19 protein-coding genes are annotated in these 18725 nt (G+C 63.6%); 2 read left to right on the forward strand and 17 right to left on the reverse strand.

The window, feature by feature from the left end; all coding sequences use genetic code 11:
- Positions 1-5: 5 nt before the first annotated feature.
- Positions 6-1154 (reverse strand): galactonate dehydratase, encoded by a 1149-nt coding sequence (gene dgoD, locus QCE73_RS02270; RefSeq protein ID WP_309879605.1) that lies wholly within the window; start codon positions 1152-1154, stop codon positions 6-8.
- Between the two features lie 182 nt (positions 1155-1336).
- On the opposite strand from dgoD, the gene QCE73_RS02275 reads away from it, so the two are divergent.
- Entirely contained in the window at positions 1337-1972 is a 636-nt protein-coding gene (locus tag QCE73_RS02275) for a FadR/GntR family transcriptional regulator (RefSeq protein WP_309879606.1), read from the forward strand.
- Here the strand turns inward: QCE73_RS02275 and QCE73_RS02280 are convergent.
- Complete coding sequence (locus tag QCE73_RS02280; protein WP_309879607.1) at positions 1969-2829, reverse strand: MBL fold metallo-hydrolase; 861 nt, start codon at positions 2827-2829, stop codon at positions 1969-1971. The two genes, QCE73_RS02275 and QCE73_RS02280, sit on opposite strands and share 4 nt — an antisense overlap.
- 150 nt (positions 2830-2979) lie before the next feature.
- Here QCE73_RS02280 and QCE73_RS02285 point away from each other — a divergent pair, with 150 nt between their 5' ends.
- Positions 2980-3996, forward strand: a complete 1017-nt coding sequence (locus QCE73_RS02285) for a DedA family protein/thiosulfate sulfurtransferase GlpE (RefSeq protein ID WP_035497759.1) — start codon at positions 2980-2982, stop codon at positions 3994-3996.
- 1 nt (position 3997) lies between these two features.
- Here QCE73_RS02285 and QCE73_RS02290 read toward each other — a convergent pair whose 3' ends face one another.
- The 15 genes from QCE73_RS02290 to miaB form a co-directional block, all read right to left on the reverse strand.
- The gene (locus tag QCE73_RS02290) at positions 3998-4927 is read right to left on the reverse strand and encodes a DMT family transporter (RefSeq protein ID WP_309879608.1); all 930 of its coding nucleotides are present in this window, start codon (positions 4925-4927) and stop codon (positions 3998-4000) included.
- Between the two features lie 152 nt (positions 4928-5079).
- The gene (gloA, locus tag QCE73_RS02295) at positions 5080-5466 is read right to left on the reverse strand and encodes a lactoylglutathione lyase (RefSeq protein ID WP_238209787.1); all 387 of its coding nucleotides are present in this window, start codon (positions 5464-5466) and stop codon (positions 5080-5082) included.
- A gap of 81 nt (positions 5467-5547) precedes the next feature.
- Positions 5548-6468, reverse strand: coding sequence for a M48 family metallopeptidase (locus QCE73_RS02300; protein WP_035497960.1), 921 nt, complete (start codon positions 6466-6468; stop codon positions 5548-5550).
- Between the two features lie 82 nt (positions 6469-6550).
- Entirely contained in the window at positions 6551-7324 is a 774-nt protein-coding gene (locus QCE73_RS02305; RefSeq protein WP_035497765.1) for a 1-acyl-sn-glycerol-3-phosphate acyltransferase, read from the reverse strand.
- Positions 7325-7336: 12 nt separating this feature from the next.
- Entirely contained in the window at positions 7337-7909 is a 573-nt protein-coding gene (gmhB, locus tag QCE73_RS02310) for a D-glycero-beta-D-manno-heptose 1,7-bisphosphate 7-phosphatase (protein ID WP_035497767.1), read from the reverse strand.
- 9 nt (positions 7910-7918) lie between these two features.
- Positions 7919-10018, reverse strand: coding sequence for a glycine--tRNA ligase subunit beta (gene glyS, locus QCE73_RS02315; protein WP_309879609.1), 2100 nt, complete (start codon positions 10016-10018; stop codon positions 7919-7921).
- Positions 10019-10035: 17 nt separating this feature from the next.
- Complete coding sequence (gene glyQ / locus QCE73_RS02320; RefSeq protein WP_075583802.1) at positions 10036-11064, reverse strand: glycine--tRNA ligase subunit alpha; 1029 nt, start codon at positions 11062-11064, stop codon at positions 10036-10038.
- Between the two features lie 183 nt (positions 11065-11247).
- Positions 11248-12915: an apolipoprotein N-acyltransferase gene (gene lnt / locus QCE73_RS02325; protein WP_309879611.1), complete on the reverse strand. Its 1668-nt coding sequence runs from the start codon at positions 12913-12915 to the stop codon at positions 11248-11250.
- Positions 12916-12992: 77 nt separating this feature from the next.
- Positions 12993-13898 (reverse strand): HlyC/CorC family transporter, encoded by a 906-nt coding sequence (locus QCE73_RS02330; RefSeq protein ID WP_035497772.1) that lies wholly within the window; start codon positions 13896-13898, stop codon positions 12993-12995.
- 133 nt (positions 13899-14031) lie between these two features.
- A complete protein-coding gene (locus QCE73_RS02335) occupies positions 14032-14451 on the reverse strand; it encodes a helix-turn-helix domain-containing protein (RefSeq protein WP_309879612.1) in 420 nt (139 codons plus the stop codon).
- Positions 14448-14747, reverse strand: coding sequence for a type II toxin-antitoxin system HigB family toxin (locus QCE73_RS02340; RefSeq protein ID WP_309879613.1), 300 nt, complete (start codon positions 14745-14747; stop codon positions 14448-14450). Before QCE73_RS02340 ends, QCE73_RS02335 begins: the two co-directional genes overlap by 4 nt.
- Positions 14748-14978: 231 nt before the next feature.
- On the reverse strand, positions 14979-15671 hold the full coding sequence (locus QCE73_RS02345) for a gamma-glutamylcyclotransferase (protein WP_309879614.1): 693 nt from the start codon (positions 15669-15671) through the stop codon (positions 14979-14981).
- A 34-nt stretch (positions 15672-15705) separates the two neighbouring features.
- Positions 15706-16170 carry an rRNA maturation RNase YbeY gene (ybeY, locus tag QCE73_RS02350; protein ID WP_309879615.1) on the reverse strand — a complete coding sequence of 155 codons (465 nt, stop codon included), beginning with the start codon at positions 16168-16170 and terminating at the stop codon, positions 15706-15708.
- Positions 16167-17285 (reverse strand): PhoH family protein, encoded by a 1119-nt coding sequence (locus QCE73_RS02355; protein ID WP_309879616.1) that lies wholly within the window; start codon positions 17283-17285, stop codon positions 16167-16169. Before QCE73_RS02355 ends, ybeY begins: the two co-directional genes overlap by 4 nt.
- A gap of 21 nt (positions 17286-17306) precedes the next feature.
- Positions 17307-18668: a tRNA (N6-isopentenyl adenosine(37)-C2)-methylthiotransferase MiaB gene (gene miaB / locus QCE73_RS02360; protein WP_309879617.1), complete on the reverse strand. Its 1362-nt coding sequence runs from the start codon at positions 18666-18668 to the stop codon at positions 17307-17309.
- Positions 18669-18725 lie beyond the last annotated feature (57 nt).

Consider the following 18725-nt stretch of genomic DNA (forward strand, 5'->3'; position numbering starts at 1 on the left):
ACGCATCACCACTCGGCGACGCTGCCGTCCGCGTGACGCCACACCGGATTGCGCCAGCGATGCCCGACCTTCGCCATCTCGCGCACCTTCTCCTCGTTCACCTCGATGCCTAATCCCGGCCCCTGCGGGATCGTCACCATGCCGTCTTCGTACTTGAAGACTTCCGGATTTTTGATGTAATCGAGCAGGTCGTTGCCCTTGTTGTAGTGGATGCCGAGACTCTGCTCCTGAATGAACGCGTTGTAGCTCACCGCGTCGATCTGCAGGCAGGTCGCGAGCGCGATCGGACCGAGCGGGCAGTGCAGCGCGAGCGCGACATCGTAGGCTTCGGCCATCGTCGCGATCTTGCGGCATTCGCTCAGGCCGCCCGCATGGGACGCGTCCGGCTGAATGATGTCCACATAACCGCCCGCCAGAATGTGCTTGAAGTCCCAGCGCGAGTAGAGCCGCTCGCCGAGCGCGATCGGCGTGCTCGTCTGGTTGACGATATCGCGCAGCGCCTCGACGTTCTCCGACAGCACCGGCTCTTCGATGAACATCAGCTTGAACGGATCGAGTTCCTTCGCGAGCACCTTCGCCATCGGCTTGTGAACGCGGCCATGAAAGTCGACGCCGATGCCCACGTTCGGACCAACCGCTTCACGCACGGCGCGCACGTTGTCGATGACGCCTTGCACCTTGTCGAAGGTATCGATGATCTGCAACTCTTCCGAGCCGTTCATCTTCACGGCCTTGAAGCCGCGATCGACCACCGCGCGCGCGTTGTTCGCGACATCGCTCGGACGGTCGCCGCCGATCCACGAATACACCTTGATCTTGTCGCGCACCTGGCCGCCGAGCAGCGCGTGAACCGGCACGCCGTGATACTTGCCGAGAATGTCCCACAGCGCCTGATCGACGCCCGCGATCGCGCTCATGCCGATAGGACCGCCGCGATAGAAGCCGGAGCGATACATGACCTGCCAGAGGTCTTCGATATTGCGCGGGTCGCGGCCGACGAGGTAATCGGCGAGTTCATCGACGGCGGCGGCGACCGTGTGCGCGCGGCCTTCGACGACCGGCTCGCCCCAGCCGGTGATGCCTTCGTCCGTTTCGATCTTGAGGAAGCACCAGCGTGGCGGAACGATGAAGGTCTCGAGCTTCGTGATTTTCATTGAGCGTCTCCTTGAAGGGATCTACATGTTAGCAAAAAGCCGCCGTTTAGGCATATTAATAGTATTATTGAATTCTGACGGACCTTTCGAAACATCAGCCGAATACTCCATAATCGTGCCCATACCTAAAGGAGACCATCATTCACCGGGATCTACATGGCCGCGTGGCGCATGAACTGGGCATGGCGATTCTGCGTGGCGACGTCGCGCCCGGATCGCCCTTGCCGCGCGAAGCGGAGTTGATGGAGCGTTTCGGCGTGAGCCGCACGGTGCTCCGCGAGGCGTTGCGCACGCTCACGTCGAAAGGGCTGATCGAGTCGCGGCCGAAAGTCGGCACGCGCGTGCGCGCGAAGGATGCCTGGAATCTGCTCGATTCCGACATGCTCGACTGGTATTCGCGCGTCGCGCCGCCGCTGCAATTCGCGCTCAAGCTTCAGGAAATGCGCGAGATGATCGAGCCGTACGCCGCCGCGCTCGCCGCCGATAACCACGAGGAACGCACGCGCGAGCGCCTCACGCGCGCACATCAGGCGATGGTCGGCGCGCAGAATGTCGAAGAATGGGTGCGCGCGGACCTCGATTTCCATCTGTGCGTGCTCGCCGCGTGCAGCAACGAATTGCTGATACCGCTCGGCGCGCTGATCGAGCGCACGCTGGAAGGCCAACTGCGGCTGAACGCCAAGCGCGCCGATGTCTACAACGCGTCGCTCGCGGAACATACGGCCGTGTTTAAGGCGATCGTCGCGCGAGATTCGGCCGGTGCGCGCCGCGCGATGGCCAATTTGCTCGGCGTGACGCGCGGCAGAATCGAAGGCTAAAACGCGTTCAACGGTATCTTCAGATAGGTCGTGCCGTTGCCGGCCGCGTCAGGAAAGTGGCCGGCGCGGATGTTCACCTGGATCGCGGGCAAGATGAGCGTCGGCATGCCGAGGGTCGCGTCGCGCGCCTCGCGCATCGCGACGAATTCGTCTTCGGTCTTGCCGCCCCCGACGTGAATGTTCTTCTCGCGCTGCTCGCGCACCGTGCTTTGCCACTGCGGGTCGCGCGTGTCGGGCGGATAGTCGTGGCAGACGAAGAGGCGCGTTTCCGGATCGAGCGCGAGCAGGCGCTGGATCGATCGATACAGCCTGCGTGCGCTGCCGCCGGGAAAATCGCAGCGCGCGGTGCCGACGTCCGGCATGAAGAGCGTGTCGCCGACGAACACCGCATCGCCGATTCGATACGCCATGTCGGCGGGCGTGTGGCCCGGCACGAACAGCGCGGTCGCCTCGATCTCGCCGATCGTGAAGCGCTCGCCGTCCGAAAACAGATGATCGAATTGCGAGCCGTCGAGCTGAAACTCCGGTTCGAGATCGAAAATCTTCTTGAACACGCCCTGCACGGCGCGTATCGATTCGCCGATGGCGATCTTCCCGCCCAGCGTGCGCTTCAGATACGGCGCCGCCGAAAGATGGTCGGCATGTGCGTGCGTCTCCAGAATCCATTCGACGGAGAGCCGCTTTTCGCGCACGAACGCGACGACCGCATCGGCTGATTGCGTCGAGGTGCGCGCGGCTTTCGGATCGTAGTCGAGCACGGGATCGACGATCGCCGCTGCCGAACCGGCCTCCTTGTAGACGACATACGTCATCGTGCCGGTGTTGATGTCGAAGAAAGGCTGAGTGATGGCTTGCACGCTGACTCCCCCGGTTGTTGCCTCGCGTCCCGCTCTCGTCGCCCGGATCGATTGGGCGTGTTTGTCGGGATCGCGATACAGTGTAACCCTTTGCGCCGGACCCCAACGCGCCGGCGCTCACCTCCACGAAAGCTCGATCAAGAGGTTCGAATGCCGCACGTCCCGACTTCGCTCGCGTCGTCGTGGGGCGCGTGGGCCGTCTTCGTCAGCGTCCTCGCGACGCAACTCGGCGTGCCCGTCCCCGCCGCGCCGATGCTGATTCTCGCCGGTACGATCGTCGCCGCCGGCAACGCGCCGTTCTGGCAGATGCTCGCGGCCGCGGTGCTCGCCGTGCTCATCGCGGATTCGCTCTGGTTCGCCGCGGGCCGCCTCTACGGCCGCCGCTTTCTCAATTCGCTCGTGCGCTTCTCGCTGTCCATCGATTCGACGCTGCGCACCGCGCGCCGCTGGTTCGAGCGTTTCGGCGTGCCGCTGCTCGCGCTGTCGAAGTTCGTGCCGGGGCTCGGGCTCGTGTCGGCGCCGCTGCTCGGCACTACGCAGATCGAAGTGCGCGTGTTCATCTTGTGGGACCTGATCGGCGCGACGGCGTGGGCGAGTTTCTGGATGCTCGGCGGCGCGGCGCTGCAGGAACAAATCGCGCGGCTCGTCGTGCTGGTGCGCGCCAATGGCACGACGGTGATCGACATTCTCGTGATGGTCGCGCTCGGCTTCCTGCTGTATCGATGGATCCGGCGCGAACAGTTTCGCCAGTGGCTCGCGAAGTATCACATCACGCCGGATCAGCTCGACTCGATGATGCGTTCCGACGCGCCGCCTGTGATCTACGATGCGCGCCCGGCGGAGATTCGTCGCCGCGAGCCGTATCGCATCGCCGGCGCGATCGCGCTGGACCTCGATTCGCCGGATCGCGTCGATCAGTTGTATTCGGAGCACGAGGTGGTTGTGTATTGCGTGTGCCCGAACGAGGCGACCGCGAAGATCATCGCGCGGCAGTTGCGCGCGAAGGGTTTCAGCCATGTGCGGCCGCTGAAGGGCGGGCTGGATGCGTGGGAGAAGCACGGCTATCCGGTCGAACCGATGCCGGCGGAGCACCTCCGTGCCGCGTCCGGTCACGACGACGACATCGATCACGACATGGTCACGATTCGCGCGACCGCGCCGGAGTGAGCTACGTCCGGCGCGCGGGACGGTTCACCAGCGCGATGCCCGTGAGCACCATCGCCGCGGCGACCATGAACCGCGCGGTGAACTGCTCGCCGAGCAGAAGCACGCCGAAGGTGACGCCGAAGATCGGCGTGAGAAACGAGAACACGGAAAGCCGCGACGCCATATAGCGCGTGAGCAGCCAGAACCATGTCAGATAGCTGATGAACGCGACGACGATCGCCTGATACGCGAGGCTCGCGATCGCGAGCGGCGAGACGGCGCCGACGTGCGTCTGTCCGATGCCCGCAGCGAGCACGAGCAGCAGCACCGCCGACACCGCCAGCTGATAGAACAGCGTCTTGCTCGCGCTCGCATGCGATAGCGACGACGCGCGCACGACGACCGTCGTCGCGGCCCAGAAGATGCCGGCCATGATGCCGAGCGCATCGCCCGCGATTCCCCGCATCGTCGATGCGCTGTTCGGATTGCCGTGCAAAAAGCCGTCGGCGAACGCGAGCGCGATGCCGCAGAACGCGAGCACGATGCCGCACCACTGCGTGCGCGAAAGTCGCTCGCCCGCGACGAACCAGTGCAGGCCGAGCGCGGTGAAGCAGGGCGCGGTGTAGAGAAACACGGCCATGCGTGTCGCGGTGGTGAGACTCAGGCCGAAGAAAATGCAGACGAACTCGCCGCCGAACAGCAGGCCCGCGAGCAGGCCGGCGGGCAATGTGTCGTCGCGCTGGAAGAGCGGCACCCCGCGCGTGCGCGTCCATATCCACACGAGGCATGTCGCGATCAGCGAGCGGATGCCGGCTTGCAGCATCGGTGGAATCGATGCGTTCGCTTCCTTGATCGCGACTTGCTGGAATCCCCACGCGCCGCACAGCGCGATCATCACGATGATGGCGGTGGCGTCGGGGGCGCGGCGCAGGGAGACGGACGGCGTGCTCATCGGCTGGCTCGGTAAGCGTGGCCGGAGAGGCCATGCACTGATTTGGAGCGTCGATTGTGCCAGCGAACGGCCTTCGATGAGCGAAAGGTCGTGATGAGCCCGTGGAGATTGCGCGCCGCGACGAATGCGCGGCGCGCGATGTGCTGCGTGCGTTACGAATGCTTTTCGATCAGCTCGACCTTGTAGCCGTCCGGATCTTCGACGAACGCGATCACCGTCGTGCCGCCTTTCACCGGTCCGGCTTCACGCGTGACCTTGCCGCCTGCCTGGCGAATGCGCTCGCATGCGCCGGCGGCGTCGTCGACTTCGAGCGCGATATGGCCGTAGGCCGTGCCGAGATCGTACTTGTCGGTGCCCCAGTTGTAGGTCAGCTCAAGGACGCTGTTCTCGCTTTCCGGGCCGTAGCCGACGAACGCAAGCGTGTACTTGTACTCGGTGTTTTCGCTTTGACGCAGCACTTTCATGCCGAGAATGCGCGTATAGAAATCGATGGAACGCTGCAGGTCGCCGACGCGCAGCATCGTATGGAGGAGTCGCATGGTGGGGTTCCTGTTGTGTGTCGTTTGCGGGGGACAGGAAGGAAATTGTACCGTCGGCGCCCGCCGCACGCTGACGACACCTCAGAGCGCCGGCAGCAGATCCGGCGGATGATGCTTGAGCGTATGCCGCGCTTCGCGGAACTCGGGGAAGATGGATTCGACCGTCTGCCAGAAGCGCGGGCTGTGGTTCATCTCGCGCAGATGCGCGAGCTCGTGCGCGACGACGTAATCGATGATCGACATCGGGAAATGAATGAGCCGCCAGTTCAGGCGGATCTTGCCGTCGCTGGAACAACTGCCCCAGCGCGTCGCCGCCGACGACAACGCATACGCGCGATACTCGACGCCGAGCTTCGCCGCATACACCGCGAGCCGCTCGCCGAAGATGCGCTTCGCTTCCGATTGCAGCCAGCCCTGCACGCGATCCTTGATCTGCTGCGCGTCGGCGAGTGCGGGCAGCGCGAGCGAGAGCACGTTGGTCTTGTCGTCGAAAGAAAGCGCGCTTGCCGACGAGCCGAGCGACACGCTGATCGTCTTGCCGAGATACGGAAACTGCGCGCCATCCTTCCAGTCGATGCGCGGCAGCGCGCGCTGCTCGACGCGCGTCTGCCATTCGGTGAGCTTCTTGACGATCCAGTTCTGCTTGCCGAGGATCGCGCTTTCGATGTCCGCGATCGTCACCCAGCGCGGCGCGGTGATCGCGAGCCCGGTGCCGTCGATGCAAAAGCCGATCGTGCGCCGCGCCGAACGCCTCAACCGATACTCCAGCGCGCCCGCCTTCAACGCGATGCGGCGCAGACGCACGCCATCGGGAAGCGGTGTAGCCGGAGCGGGGGGCGTGAGAACGGGAACGGGATCGGCGGCGGGAACATCGCCGCGCAGCGGAGCGGGTCCGTTCGCGGGCGGTGCGCCGGAGTATGCCGGCGCATGCTCGAACGGCAGATCGAGTTGCAGGGTATCGAGCGCGACGGCGGGGCGCTGTCGCGATGGGGCTTTCTGCATCGGCTCGGCTTTGCGCTCACGGCGCAGGAATGACGAGAAGAATGAGTAAGGCACGCCGCGGCTCGATTCGAACGCTGCCGCTTCAGCGGCCCGCGCCCGCGGCGCCGGCTTCACCCGGCTGCGCGTTCGGCGCGGCGTAAGCGTGCGGATCGATGCGGCGCATTTCCGCCTCGATCCAGCTTTCGACGCGCGTGTTCACTTCCTCGGGCGTGAGACCGGCTGTATCGATCGGCCTGCCGATCGACACCGTGACTATACCCGGATATTTGATGAAGGAATTGCGTGGCCAGACGTGACCGGCGTTGTGCGCGATCGGCACGACCGGCGCGCCGGTCACGACGGCGAAGCGCGCGCCGCCGGTCTTGTACTTGCCCTGGCTGCCGACGCGCGTGCGCGTGCCTTCGGGAAACATGATGACCCACGCGCCTTCGTCCATGCGCGCGCGGCCCTGGCTCGTGACGGATGCGAACGCATCGCGTCCCTGCTTGCGATCGATGTGGACCATCTTGAGCAGCCCGAGCGCCCAGCCGAAGAACGGCACGTAGAGCAACTCGCGCTTGAACACGTAGCAGAGCGGGCGCGGCATCAGCGCGGGAAACGCGAGCGTCTCCCATGCGGACTGATGCTTCGACAGCAGCACGGCCGGACCGTCCGGCAGGTTCTCCATGCCTTCGATCGTGTAGCGAATCCCGATCAGATGCCGCAGCACGACGATGGTCGATTTGCACCAGCCGGCCGCCATCCAGTAGCGCTTGTCGGCGCGCATGAACGGAAACGCAATGAAACAGGCGATCGCGTACGGCGTCGTGTACACGATGAAGTAAAGCATCAACAGCAGCGAACGGATGAAGCGCATGACGTCTCGGTGTTACTGGGCCGCGGAGCGGTCCTGATGCCGTGCGAGAAACTCGAGCGCGAACGCGCGCAAGTCCTTGTGAACCACGGTGCCTTCGGGCAACTGGCCTTCCTTGAGCGTCTTTTCGCCCTTGCCGGTGAGCACGAGATGCGTGGGAAAGCCGAGCGCCGCGCCCGCTTGCAGATCGCGCAGCGAATCGCCGACGACGGGCGTGTCTTCAGGATCGATCTCGAAGCGATCGATGATCTGCTGCAACATGCCGGGCCTCGGCTTTCTGCAATCGCATTGATCTTCCGCCGTGTGCGGGCAGAAGAACACCGCGTCGATACGTCCGCCGACGGCCGCGACCGCGCGATTCATCTTCTGATGCATCGCGTTCAGCGCGGCCATGTCGAAGAGACCGCGCCCGATGCCCGACTGATTCGATGCGATCGCCACGCGATAGCCCGACTGATTCAGGCGCGCGATGGCTTCGAGGCTGCCGGGAATGGCGACCCATTCGTCCGGCGACTTGATGAACGCATCGGAGTCGGCGTTGATCACGCCGTCGCGATCGAGGATGACCAGTTTTCGGTTCATGACCATGGCGGCGCGTCAGGCAGCGAGCTTCGAAATATCGGCGACGCAGTTCATCTGCTGATGCAATGCGTTGAGCAATGCAAGCCGATTGTTGCGCAGCGCGGGATCTTCCGCGTTCACCATCACGTCGTTGAAGAACGTGTCGACGCTCTCGCGCAACGCGGCGAGCGCGGTCAGCGCTTCCGTATAGTTGCGCGCCGCGAGCTGGCTCTGCACGCGCGGCGTCACCTGTTCGATCTGCGCGTAGAGATTCTTCTCTGCCGCTTCGACGAGCAGTTCCTTGTTCACCGACGAAGGCGCGCCTTGCTCCGACTTCTTCAGGATGTTCGAGATGCGCTTGTTGGCGGCCGCGAGCGCCGCCGCTTCGGGCAACGCGGCGAACTCGCGCACGGCATCGAGGCGCGCGACGATGTCGTCGAGACGCGTCGGGTTCAGGCTCAGCACCGCTTCGATATCGTTCGCTTCGAAGCCGCGTTCGCGCAACAGACCACGCAGGCGATCGAGGAAGAACGCGTAGATGGCTTCGGTCGAATCGGCGACTTGCGGCATGCCCGCGAACTGGCGTTGAGCGATGCCGACGAGATCGCGCAGATCGATCGGCAGCTTCTTTTCCAGCAGGATGCGCAGCACGCCGAGCGCGTGACGGCGCAGCGCGAACGGGTCTTTCTCGCCCGTCGGCGCGAGACCGATGCCCCAGATGCCGACGATCGTTTCCAGCTTGTCCGCGAGCGCGACCGCCGCGCCGACGCCCGTCGACGGCGTTTCATCGCCCGAGAAGCGCGGCTGATAGTGCTCCGAACACGCGAGCGCGACTTCTTCCGGCTCGCCGTCGTGACGCGCGTAATACGTGCCCATCGTGCCTTGCAGCTCGGGGAATTCGCCGACCATGTCGGTCAGCAAATCGGCCTTCGCGAGACGCGCGGCGCGGCGCGTCAAAGCGGCATCGACGCCGACCATCGGTGCGATTTCGCCTGCAAGCGCCTCGACACGCTCGACGCGTTGCAGCGTCGAGCCGAGCTTGTTGTGATAGACGACGTTCGCGAGCAGCGGCACGCGGTCTTCGAGACGCTTCTTCTTGTCCTGCGTGAAGAAGAACTTCGCATCGGCGAGACGCGGGCGCACGACGCGCTCGTTGCCTTCGACGATCTCGTCGGGCGTCTTCGTATCGATGTTCGACACGATCAGGAAACGCGAGCGCAGCTTGCCGTGCTGGTCGGTGAGTGCGAAATACTTCTGGTTGGTCTGCATCGTGAGGATGAGACATTCCTGCGGCACCTGCAGGAATTCCTCGTCGAAGCGGCATTCGTACACGACCGGCCATTCGACGAGCGCGTTCACTTCGTCGAGCAGCGCTTCGGGCATCACGACGCGGTCGTCGCCGGCGAACGCCAGAAGCTGCGTGCGAATCGATTCGCGGCGATCGTCGAAATTGGCGACGACATGCCCTTTGCTGCGCAGCGTGTTGGCGTATTCGTCGGCGTTCGGAATCGCAACGAAGCCTTCCGACATGAATCGATGACCGACGGTCGTATCGCCCGAATCGACGCCGAGCGCGCTCACCGGCACGACGTTGCGCCCGTGCATGGCGACGAGGCGCTGCACCGGACGCACGAACTGCACGCTGGTGCCGTCCGGACGCTGATAGGTCATGACCTTCGGAATCGGCAGCTTGCCGAGAGTTTCGTCGAGCGCGGCTTGCAGACCGTCGGCGAGCGTCGCGCCGGGCGCGGCGTAGCGCAGGAAGAACGCTTCCGCCTTGCCGTCCTGCGCGCGTTCGAGTTCGGCGAGCGGGAAGTCGGGGAAGCCGAGCGCAGCGAGCTTTTTCGCGAGCGGCGGCGTGGGGTTGCCTTCCTTGTCGAGCGCGACCGACACGGGCAGCACTTTCTCGCGCACCTGCTTTTCCGGCGCGACATCGCGCACGTTCCTGATGAGCACGGCGAGGCGGCGCGGCGTTGCGTACTTTTCGAACGCGGGCGCGCCGTCGATCAGATCGCGCGCGGCGAGACGCTCGACGATGCCTTCGGCGAAAGCGGTGCCGAGACGCGCGAGCGCTTTCGGCGGCAGTTCTTCGGTGAGCAGTTCGACGAGCAGGGAAGCGTGGTTGGATTGCGTCATTGTTCTGTCGAGCCTCGTCAAACCTGTTCGTTGTTGCTGCGTTCGCCCGGCGGCGTGCTTTCCGGTTTCAGCGGCGGCGCCCATGCGGGACGCTGCGCTTCCTGCTCGTCGGTGACGAGATCGCGATCGCCTCGCACCGGGTTGCCGAGCATCGGGAAGCCGAGCGCTTCGCGCGAATCGTAGTAAGCCTGCGCGACGAGGCGCGACAACGCACGGATGCGACCGATGTACGCCGCGCGCTCCGTCACGGAAATGGCGCCGCGCGCATCGAGCAGATTGAACGTGTGGCCTGCCTTCAGCACGAGTTCATACGCGGGCAGCGCGAGCTTCGCATCGATCATCTTCTTCGCTTCTTCTTCGTAGCTCTTGAAGAACGTGAAGAGCAGATCGACGTTCGCGTGCTCGAAGTTATATGTGGACTGCTCGACTTCGTTCTGGTGATACACGTCGCCATAAGTCAGTTGACGCAGCACGCGGCCGTTCGGGCCGTCTTCTTCCCATTCGGTCCAGATGAGGTCGTACACGTTCTCGACCTTTTGCAGGTACATCGCGAGACGTTCGAGGCCGTAGGTGATTTCGCCCAGCACCGGCTTGCAATCGATGCCGCCCGCCTGCTGGAAGTAGGTGAACTGCGTCACTTCCATGCCGTTGAGCCACACTTCCCAGCCGAGACCCCACGCGCCGAGCGTCGGATTCTCCCAGTCGTCCTCGACGAAGCGCACGTCGTTCTGCTTCAGATCGAAGCCGAGCGCTTCGAGCGAGCCGAGGTACAGATCGAGGATGTCTTCAGGCGCGGGCTTGAGCACGACCTGATACTGATAGTAGTGCTGGAGGCGGTTCGGGTTCTCGCCATAGCGGCCGTCCTTCGGGCGGCGCGACGGTTGAACGTAGGCCGCGCGCCACGGCTCGGGGCCGATCGCGCGCAGGAACGTGTGGACGTGCGAGGTGCCCGCGCCGACTTCCATGTCGATCGGCTGGAGGAGCGCGCAGCCCTTCTCGTTCCAGTAGGACTGCAGCGTCAGAATGATTTGCTGGAATGTGAGCATGATTGCCTTGTGCGGGGCGGACGCGGCGCGGCCATCGTCGTGACGACGCGACTCGGAGGCTCGGCCAAAGTGCTGAAACGGAGAATTTTAGCCGAACGGCAGGGCGGGTGCGGCTTTTTGGGAGAAGGGCGGGCCGCGCGAGCCGCGTCGCCCGGTGCGACGCGGCCGCGTTTCAGTCGATGTTCAGTGCGTGCCCGGACGTTTCCGGTTCGGCGCGAACGCGAACCCGAACGCGAGCAACAACAGCGATATCGCGATCACCGTCATGTTCCCGCTCGTCACATACGGCGTGCTGCCCGAGGTTCCTTGTACGTGCGCTTCGAGCACGCCGGTCGTGAAGGTCGGCAGCTTCGACACGACATCGCCGTTCGCCGCGATCACCGCTGTCATGCCGGTGTTGGTAGCGCGCAGCATCGGCCGGCCGGTTTCGATCGATCGCATGCGCGCGATCTGAAGATGCTGATCGAGCGCGATCGTATTGCCGAACCACGCGAGATTCGTCGAGTTGACGAGAATGCCCGCGGGCGTTTCCTGCTCGCGGATCGTGCGCGCGATCTCTTCGCCGAAGATGTCCTCGTAGCAGATGTCGACGGCGACCGGCTGGTTGTGCACGATGAACGCTTTCTGCGCGACCGGCCCACGTGCGAGATCGCCGAGCGGAATGCCCATCATGCGCACGAACCAGTGAAAGCCGAGCGGCACGAATTCGCCGAAGGGCACGAGATGATGCTTGTCGTAGCGATACACGCCGTTCACGTGCGGCGTGAGCCCGAAGAGGCTGTTGGTGAAATCGGTCGCGCGGCCGTCCGGAAGAATCGTGACGCCGATCGCGCCGAAGAGAATCGACGAGTTCGTGTTGTCCGCGAAGTTGCGGATCGCGACGGCGAAGTCCTGAGGAATCTGCACGGACAAAACGGGCAGCGCGGTTTCCGGCGTGACGATCAGATCGGCCGGTTTCTCGGTGATGAGCCGCTGGTAGAGCGCGAGCGATTCATCGACGCCGGCCTGTTCGAACTTCATCTCCTGCTTCACGTTGCCTTGCAGGAGACGCACGTCGAGCGGCGCATTGGCGGGCGTCGTCCATTGGACGAACGACAGCAACATGCCCGCGACGATCAGCGCGATCGCCGCGATGCCCGGCGCGTAGGCGAGCCGCCGCGACTTGCGAAAGTGATGGATCGCCTGCACGATCAGCGCGGCGACGAGCGCGAGCACCCAGCCGACACCATATACACCGACGATCGAGCCGAAGCCCTTGAGCGGTCCGTCGACTTGCGCATAACCGCTCGCGAGCCAGGGAAAGCCGGTGAACACGAGTCCGCGCAGCCATTCGCCGAGCGCCCACGCGCTCGCGAACGCAAACGCCCCGTGCCATGTCGGCGCAAAGCGCTGCGAGGCATCGATGTCGCGTGCGGTCGCGATGTCTTCATCGCCGAAGCGCGCGCGGCCCGCGACGAACGACCAAACCACGCTCGACAGCGCCGGATAAATCGCGAGATACAGCGAAAACAGCGCGACGGCGGCCGCGGCGAGCGGTGCGGCCATGCCGCCGTAGACATGCATGCTCACATAGAGCCACCACACGCCGGTCACGAAGTTGCCGAAGCCGAACGCCCAGCCGGTCGCGGCGGCGCTGCGCCAGTTGTCGGTGCGCGTGAGCCACGCGAAAAACAGCGCGAAGATGACGAGCTCTATCCAGCCGCCGTGCGGCGTCGGTGCGAAGGAGAGCGTATTGACGGCGCCGAGCACGGCGGCGACGAGGTAATGCCAGAAGGGCAAAGCGCGCGGCGACTCGGCGATGACGGATGCGTCGCGTTGACGGGAGATGGAGCGAAACGATGAATCGGCCATTGATGACGGTCGAGATGAAACGAAAGCGTACGAAGGGAAGATGCGGGCGCGGATTCGTTCCGACGCCCGCGATGCGCTCAGTCGCGCAATTCGTCTTCGTCGTCGCCCGCGTGATGATGTTGCTGCGCGAGGTTCGGCACGCGCCGCACGAGAAGAACGTGAATCTGCCGGGCGTCGCCGCGCAGGATCTCGAACGCGAAATCGTCGATGCGCACCTTCTCGCCGCGATGCGGCACGCGCCCGAAGCGATGCGTGACGAGGCCGCCGATGGTATCGACTTCATCGTCGGAATAATCGGTGCCGAATTCCTCGTTGAATTGTTCGATGCCGGTCAGCGCGCGCACGCGATACTTGCCGTCCGGCGTCGCGATGATATTGCCGGCTTCTTCGTCGAAATCGTATTCGTCCTCGATGTCGCCGACGATCTGCTCCAGCACGTCTTCGATCGTGATGAGGCCCGCCACGCCGCCGTATTCGTCGACGACGATCGCGATGTGATTGCGGTTCACGCGAAAGTCGTGCAGCAGCACGTTCAGGCGCTTCGATTCGGGAATGAAAACGGCGGGGCGCAGCATGCCGCGCACGTCGAATTCTTCTTCGGCGTAGTAGCGCAGCAGATCTTTCGCGAGCAGCACGCCGATGATGTTGTCGCGATTGCCTTCGTACACGGGATAGCGCGAGTGCGCCTTGTCGAGCACGAAGGGGATGAATTCGGCGGGCGTTTCCGCGATGTTGATGGCGTCCATCTGTGCGCGCGGGACCATGATGTCGCGCGCGCAGAGATCGGACACCTGAAAGACGCCTTCGATCATCGAGAGCGAATCGGCGTCGAGCAGGTTGCGCTCGTGCGCGTCCTGGAGCACTTCAAGAAGTTCGTCGCGCGATTCGGGCTCGTGCGAGATGAAATCGGTCAGGCGTTCGAGAAGAGAGCGCTTTTCCACGGGTTTGTCGGTGTGGCGTCGACTGGGATAGGGTTCGTTCATAGCGGAGCGCCCGGGAGTTCCCGGGCGCAGGTTAGCGGAAGTTTAAGCATACACCAAGGAAAAACGCGGGCTGGGTGGCGCGGCGGGCATATTTGGATGAGTGCAGCAAACGTCCGGACATGATGGGTCGAGATCACACGAAAGCGCTGACGTCGGTGCCGAATCGTTCGGCCAATGCCTTCGCGACGCTCTTGCTGATCGCGCGTCGGCCGGCGAGGATGTCGCTGATCACGGTCGGCGAAGCGATGTCGGCGAGATCCTTCTGCTTGAGGTCGTGCGTGTCCAGCAGATAGCGCAGCACGTCTTTCGGCTCGGCCTTCGGCAGTTCCGGCTGATGCGATTCCCATACCTCGATGAGATCCGTGACCACGCCAAACAGGTCTGCAAGCGGACCTTCGTCACCTTCGAGGTGATCGGCCAGTTCGTTGGCAAGCGCGACCATCTTGCGATAGTCATCGTCGTTGCGAATCGGTTTGAGGAAAATCTGTTCCTGTAGCGCGATCCACGTCTTCGCGAATTCGGGAGCGCCTCCCGATGAGCTACGAGCTTTCATTTACGTCGGTTTGCTTCGGTCCATTGATCGTACTGTTTGTGCGTCAACACATGGCGGACGAACAACATCTGCCGATTGAAGTGGATTGCGGCGATCACGCGAAAATTGTTGCCGCCCACATCGAACACGTAGTACTGCGCCGGAACATAGTCGACCGTGTTGAAGGTTTTCCGCAAACCGGTCAAATCATCCGCCTGGCATTTGACGGCCAATCTGTACCACGCAAGGAGAGAACTCGACGCGGCAGGATGTTTGTCAATGAATTCCGTGAGCACTTTTCGTGAAATCACCCGCATCCCGCTTTCTCGCCTCTACAGATCTCGCTTCGGTCATCGCATGCGCCTCGAATCGGAATCTACTTTATTCGCAAAACGCGAAGTTCGCAATATGCGAAGTTCGTGTGCCTCTGGATTGCCTCGAAGCAAAACCCTAACGGAAAATTATGCGAAAAGTATGTCCGACCGCGAGCGTTAGCCGAACGGACGATGCGCAGCGAGAAATTCATACGTATGCAAAAAGCACGCGCGTCATTTATTCCCCTGCGCCTGACACCGCTTCAACAACGCTTCGAGCGCCCGATCCGGCATCCCGCTTTCGCGCAGCGCCTCGACGGTCCGGCTGACGTAATCCAGCGTCGTGCCGTAACGGCCGCTCGCGCAGCCGAGCACGGTGCGCACGATCGGATCGGCGAGTTTGCCGGTATAGGAAGTCGCATCGCGACGCATCACGAACGCAAGCGCCTCGACGCGCCGTCCGTCCGCGAGCGTGCAGGGCAGCCACGCGGGCCGATACGAAGCCATCGCCATTTCGCGGCGCCACAGCACCTGAAGATGCTCGATCGCATCGGCGCCCGCGAGCCTGAACGCCATGCCGGTGCACGAGCCGCCGCGATCGAGCGCCAGCACGAGGCCAGGCTGTTCCGGCGTGCCGCGATTCACGCGCGACCACAGATAGAGCCCGCGATGGTAGCCATGCACCTTGCCGCGCACGGCTTCGAGCGTCGGCAAGCCGGGGTTCCAGATCAGCGAGCCGTAACCGAAGAGCCATAAATCCGACGTCCGGTCCCAATGAACGAGCGCCGCGTCGCGCGACGCGGCCAGTTCCTCGTCCGTCAGCAGCGCGGATTCGCCGAGCGCGGGCGGATAGTCCGGGCAGGGCGCGGGCGTCGGGTCGGCTTCGGAAAGTGCGGGTTGCGCGGGTTCGGGCGTCTTGTCGTTCACGGCGCGTTCAAAACATCGAGGACATCGACCGGCTTCAGGTCAAAGGCACGTAAGGATCGGAAAATCCCAGAGACTGCATGATATCCGTCTCGATGGATTCCATCTCTTGCGCTTCGCTTTCGACTTCGTGGTCGTAGCCCTGCGCATGCAGCGTGCCGTGGACAATAAGATGCGCATAATGCGCGGCAAGCGGCTTGCCCTGTTCGTCCGCCTCGCGCTCGACGACCGGGCAGCACAGAATCAGATCGCCCGCGACGGGATCGTCCTCGGTTTCCGCGTAGGCGAACGTGAGCACGTTCGTCGCGTAATCCTTCTGCCGATACGTGCGATTGAGCATCCGGCCTTCTTCCTCATCGACGAAGCGCACGGTCAGTTCGGCATCGGCGAAAAGCGCGGCCTTGATCCAGCGGGCGACCGTCGCGCGCGGCAGGATCGCCTTGTGCGACGGATACGCTTTTGCCGCCGGGAACTGCATCGTCAAAGCGAGGCGCGGCTTCATTCGGGCTTTGGCTGCGATTGTTGCGCGACGCGTGCGGCCTCGGCGATCGCCGCATCTTTCTGCGATTGCGCGTCGTAAGCCTCGACGATGCGCGCGACGAGCGGATGCCGCACCACATCCGCCGACGTGAAGTGCGTGATCGCGATGCCGCGCACTTCCGACAGCACATGCTGCGCCTCGATCAGCCCGCTCTTGTGGCCGCGCGGCAGATCGACCTGCGTGGTGTCGCCGGTGACGACCGCCTTCGAGCCGAAGCCGATACGCGTGAGGAACATCTTCATCTGCTCGGGCGTGGTGTTCTGCGCCTCGTCGAGAATGATGAACGCGTGATTCAGCGTGCGCCCGCGCATGTACGCGAGCGGCGCGATCTCGATCATCTGGCGCTCAAACATCTTCGCCGTCTTGTCGAAGCCGAGCAGATCGTAAAGCGCGTCATACAGAGGACGCAGATACGGATCGACCTTCTGCGCGAGATCGCCCGGCAGGAAGCCGAGCCGCTCGCCCGCTTCGACGGCCGGCCGCGTCAGCACGATGCGCTTCACCTGATCGCGTTCGAGCGCATCGACCGCGCAGGCGACCGCGAGATACGTCTTGCCCGTGCCCGCCGGCCCGATGCCGAAGGTCACGTCGTGCGCGATGATCTGCTTCAGATACTCGCGCTGCGCGGGCGTGCGTCCGCGCAGATCGGCGCGCCGCGTGTAGAGCTTCGGACCGTGATCTTCGTCTTCGCCGAGGTCGATCGTCGCGCTCGGTTCATCGAAAGGATGATCCGGATCGCCACGAAAACGCGGATCGATTTCGCCTTCTTCGCCGTTGGCTTCGCGCGCATCCCTCGCGCGGCGCGTCGCATGGCGCGCCTCGACGAGCGCAAGCTGAATGTCGTCGACGGAAATCGGATCGCGCGCGCGGTTGTAGAAGTTCTCGAGCGCCGCGAGCGCGACTTTCGCGCCACGGCCACGAATCGCGATCTTGTGGCCGCGCCGCGAAAGCGTCACGTCGAGCGCCTGCTCGATCTGCCGCAGGTTTTCGTCGAGCGGGCCGCAGAGGTTGGCGAGCCGCGCGTTGTCCTCGCGCGGTGCGGTGAATTCCAGATGCTGCGTAGGAGCGTTCTTCAAGGTGAACTTGAGTTCCTTTCTTTAGTGCGTCAGCTCGGGCGCCATGACGAGTTCGCCGCGCAGCGAGTGCGGATACGCATGCACGATCTTCACGTCGATCATCTGGCCGATCAGCCGCGCGTGCGATTCGGCCGGCGCGGGGAAATTGACGACGCGGTTGTTCTGCGTGCGCCCGGCAAGCTCGTTCGGGTCCTTGCGCGCGGGCCGCTCGACCAGAATACGCTCGACTCTACCGACCATCGATGCGCTGATGCGCTGCACGTTTTCCTCGATGGTCGCCTGCAAATGTTGCAGACGCTTGAGCTTCACTTCGCGCGGCGTATCGTCGTGCAGGTTTGCTGCGGGCGTGCCGGGGCGCGGGCTGTAGATGAACGAAAAGCTCGTGTCGTAGCTCATCTCGTCGACGAGCGCCATCATCTTGTTGAAATCGTCCTCGGTCTCGCCGGGGAAACCGACGATGAAGTCCGTCGACAGCGACAGATCCGGACGAATCGCGCGGAGTTTGCGGATGACCGACTTGTACTCGATCACGCTATAGCCGCGCTTCATCGCCATCAGAATGCGGTCCGAGCCGTGCTGCACCGGCAAATGCAGATGCGAGACGAGCTTCGGCACTTTCGCGTAGGTGTCGATGAGGCGCTGCGTGAATTCCTTCGGATGCGAGGTCGTATAGCGAATGCGTTCGATACCCGGCACCTCCGCGACGTACTCGATGAGCGTCGCGAAATCCGCGATGTCATGCGAGCCCAAGGTCAGCGCGCCGCGATAGGCGTTCACGTTCTGGCCGAGCAGCGTGACTTCGCGCACGCCCTGATCGGCGAGGCCGGCGATCTCGGTGAGCACGTCATCGAGCGGGCGCGAGACTTCCTCGCCGCGCGTGTAGGGCACGACGCAATAGCTGCAATATTTTGAGCAGCCTTCCATGATCGACACGAACGCGCTCGGTCCATCGACGCGCGCGGGCGGCAGGTGATCGAACTTCTCGATTTCCGGGAACGTGATGTCGACCTGCGCGCGGCCGGTAGCGCGGCGCTGATCGATCATCGCGGGCAGGCGATGCAGCGTCTGCGGACCGAACACGAGATCGACATACGGCGCGCGCGCGACGATCGACGCGCCTTCCTGGCTCGCGACGCAACCGCCGACGCCGATCAGCAGATTCGGGTTCGCTTCCTTCAGCTCGCGCACGCGGCCGAGATCGGAGAACACTTTCTCCTGGGCCTTTTCGCGCACCGAGCACGTATTGAAGAGAATGACGTCCGCGTCTTCGGGCGTGTCCGTCTTGACGAGTCCTTCCGCTGCACCGAGCACGTCGACCATCTTGTCGGAGTCGTACTCGTTCATCTGGCAGCCGAAGGTCTTTACATAAACTTTCTTGGTCATGAATCGTCGCCGGTCACAGTGGTTGATCTGGGGGCGCTGGTAAAGGGGATTGAAGGA

The sequence above is a fragment of the Caballeronia sp. LZ029 genome (assembly GCF_031451275.1).
GTDB lineage: Bacteria > Pseudomonadota > Gammaproteobacteria > Burkholderiales > Burkholderiaceae > Caballeronia > Caballeronia jiangsuensis.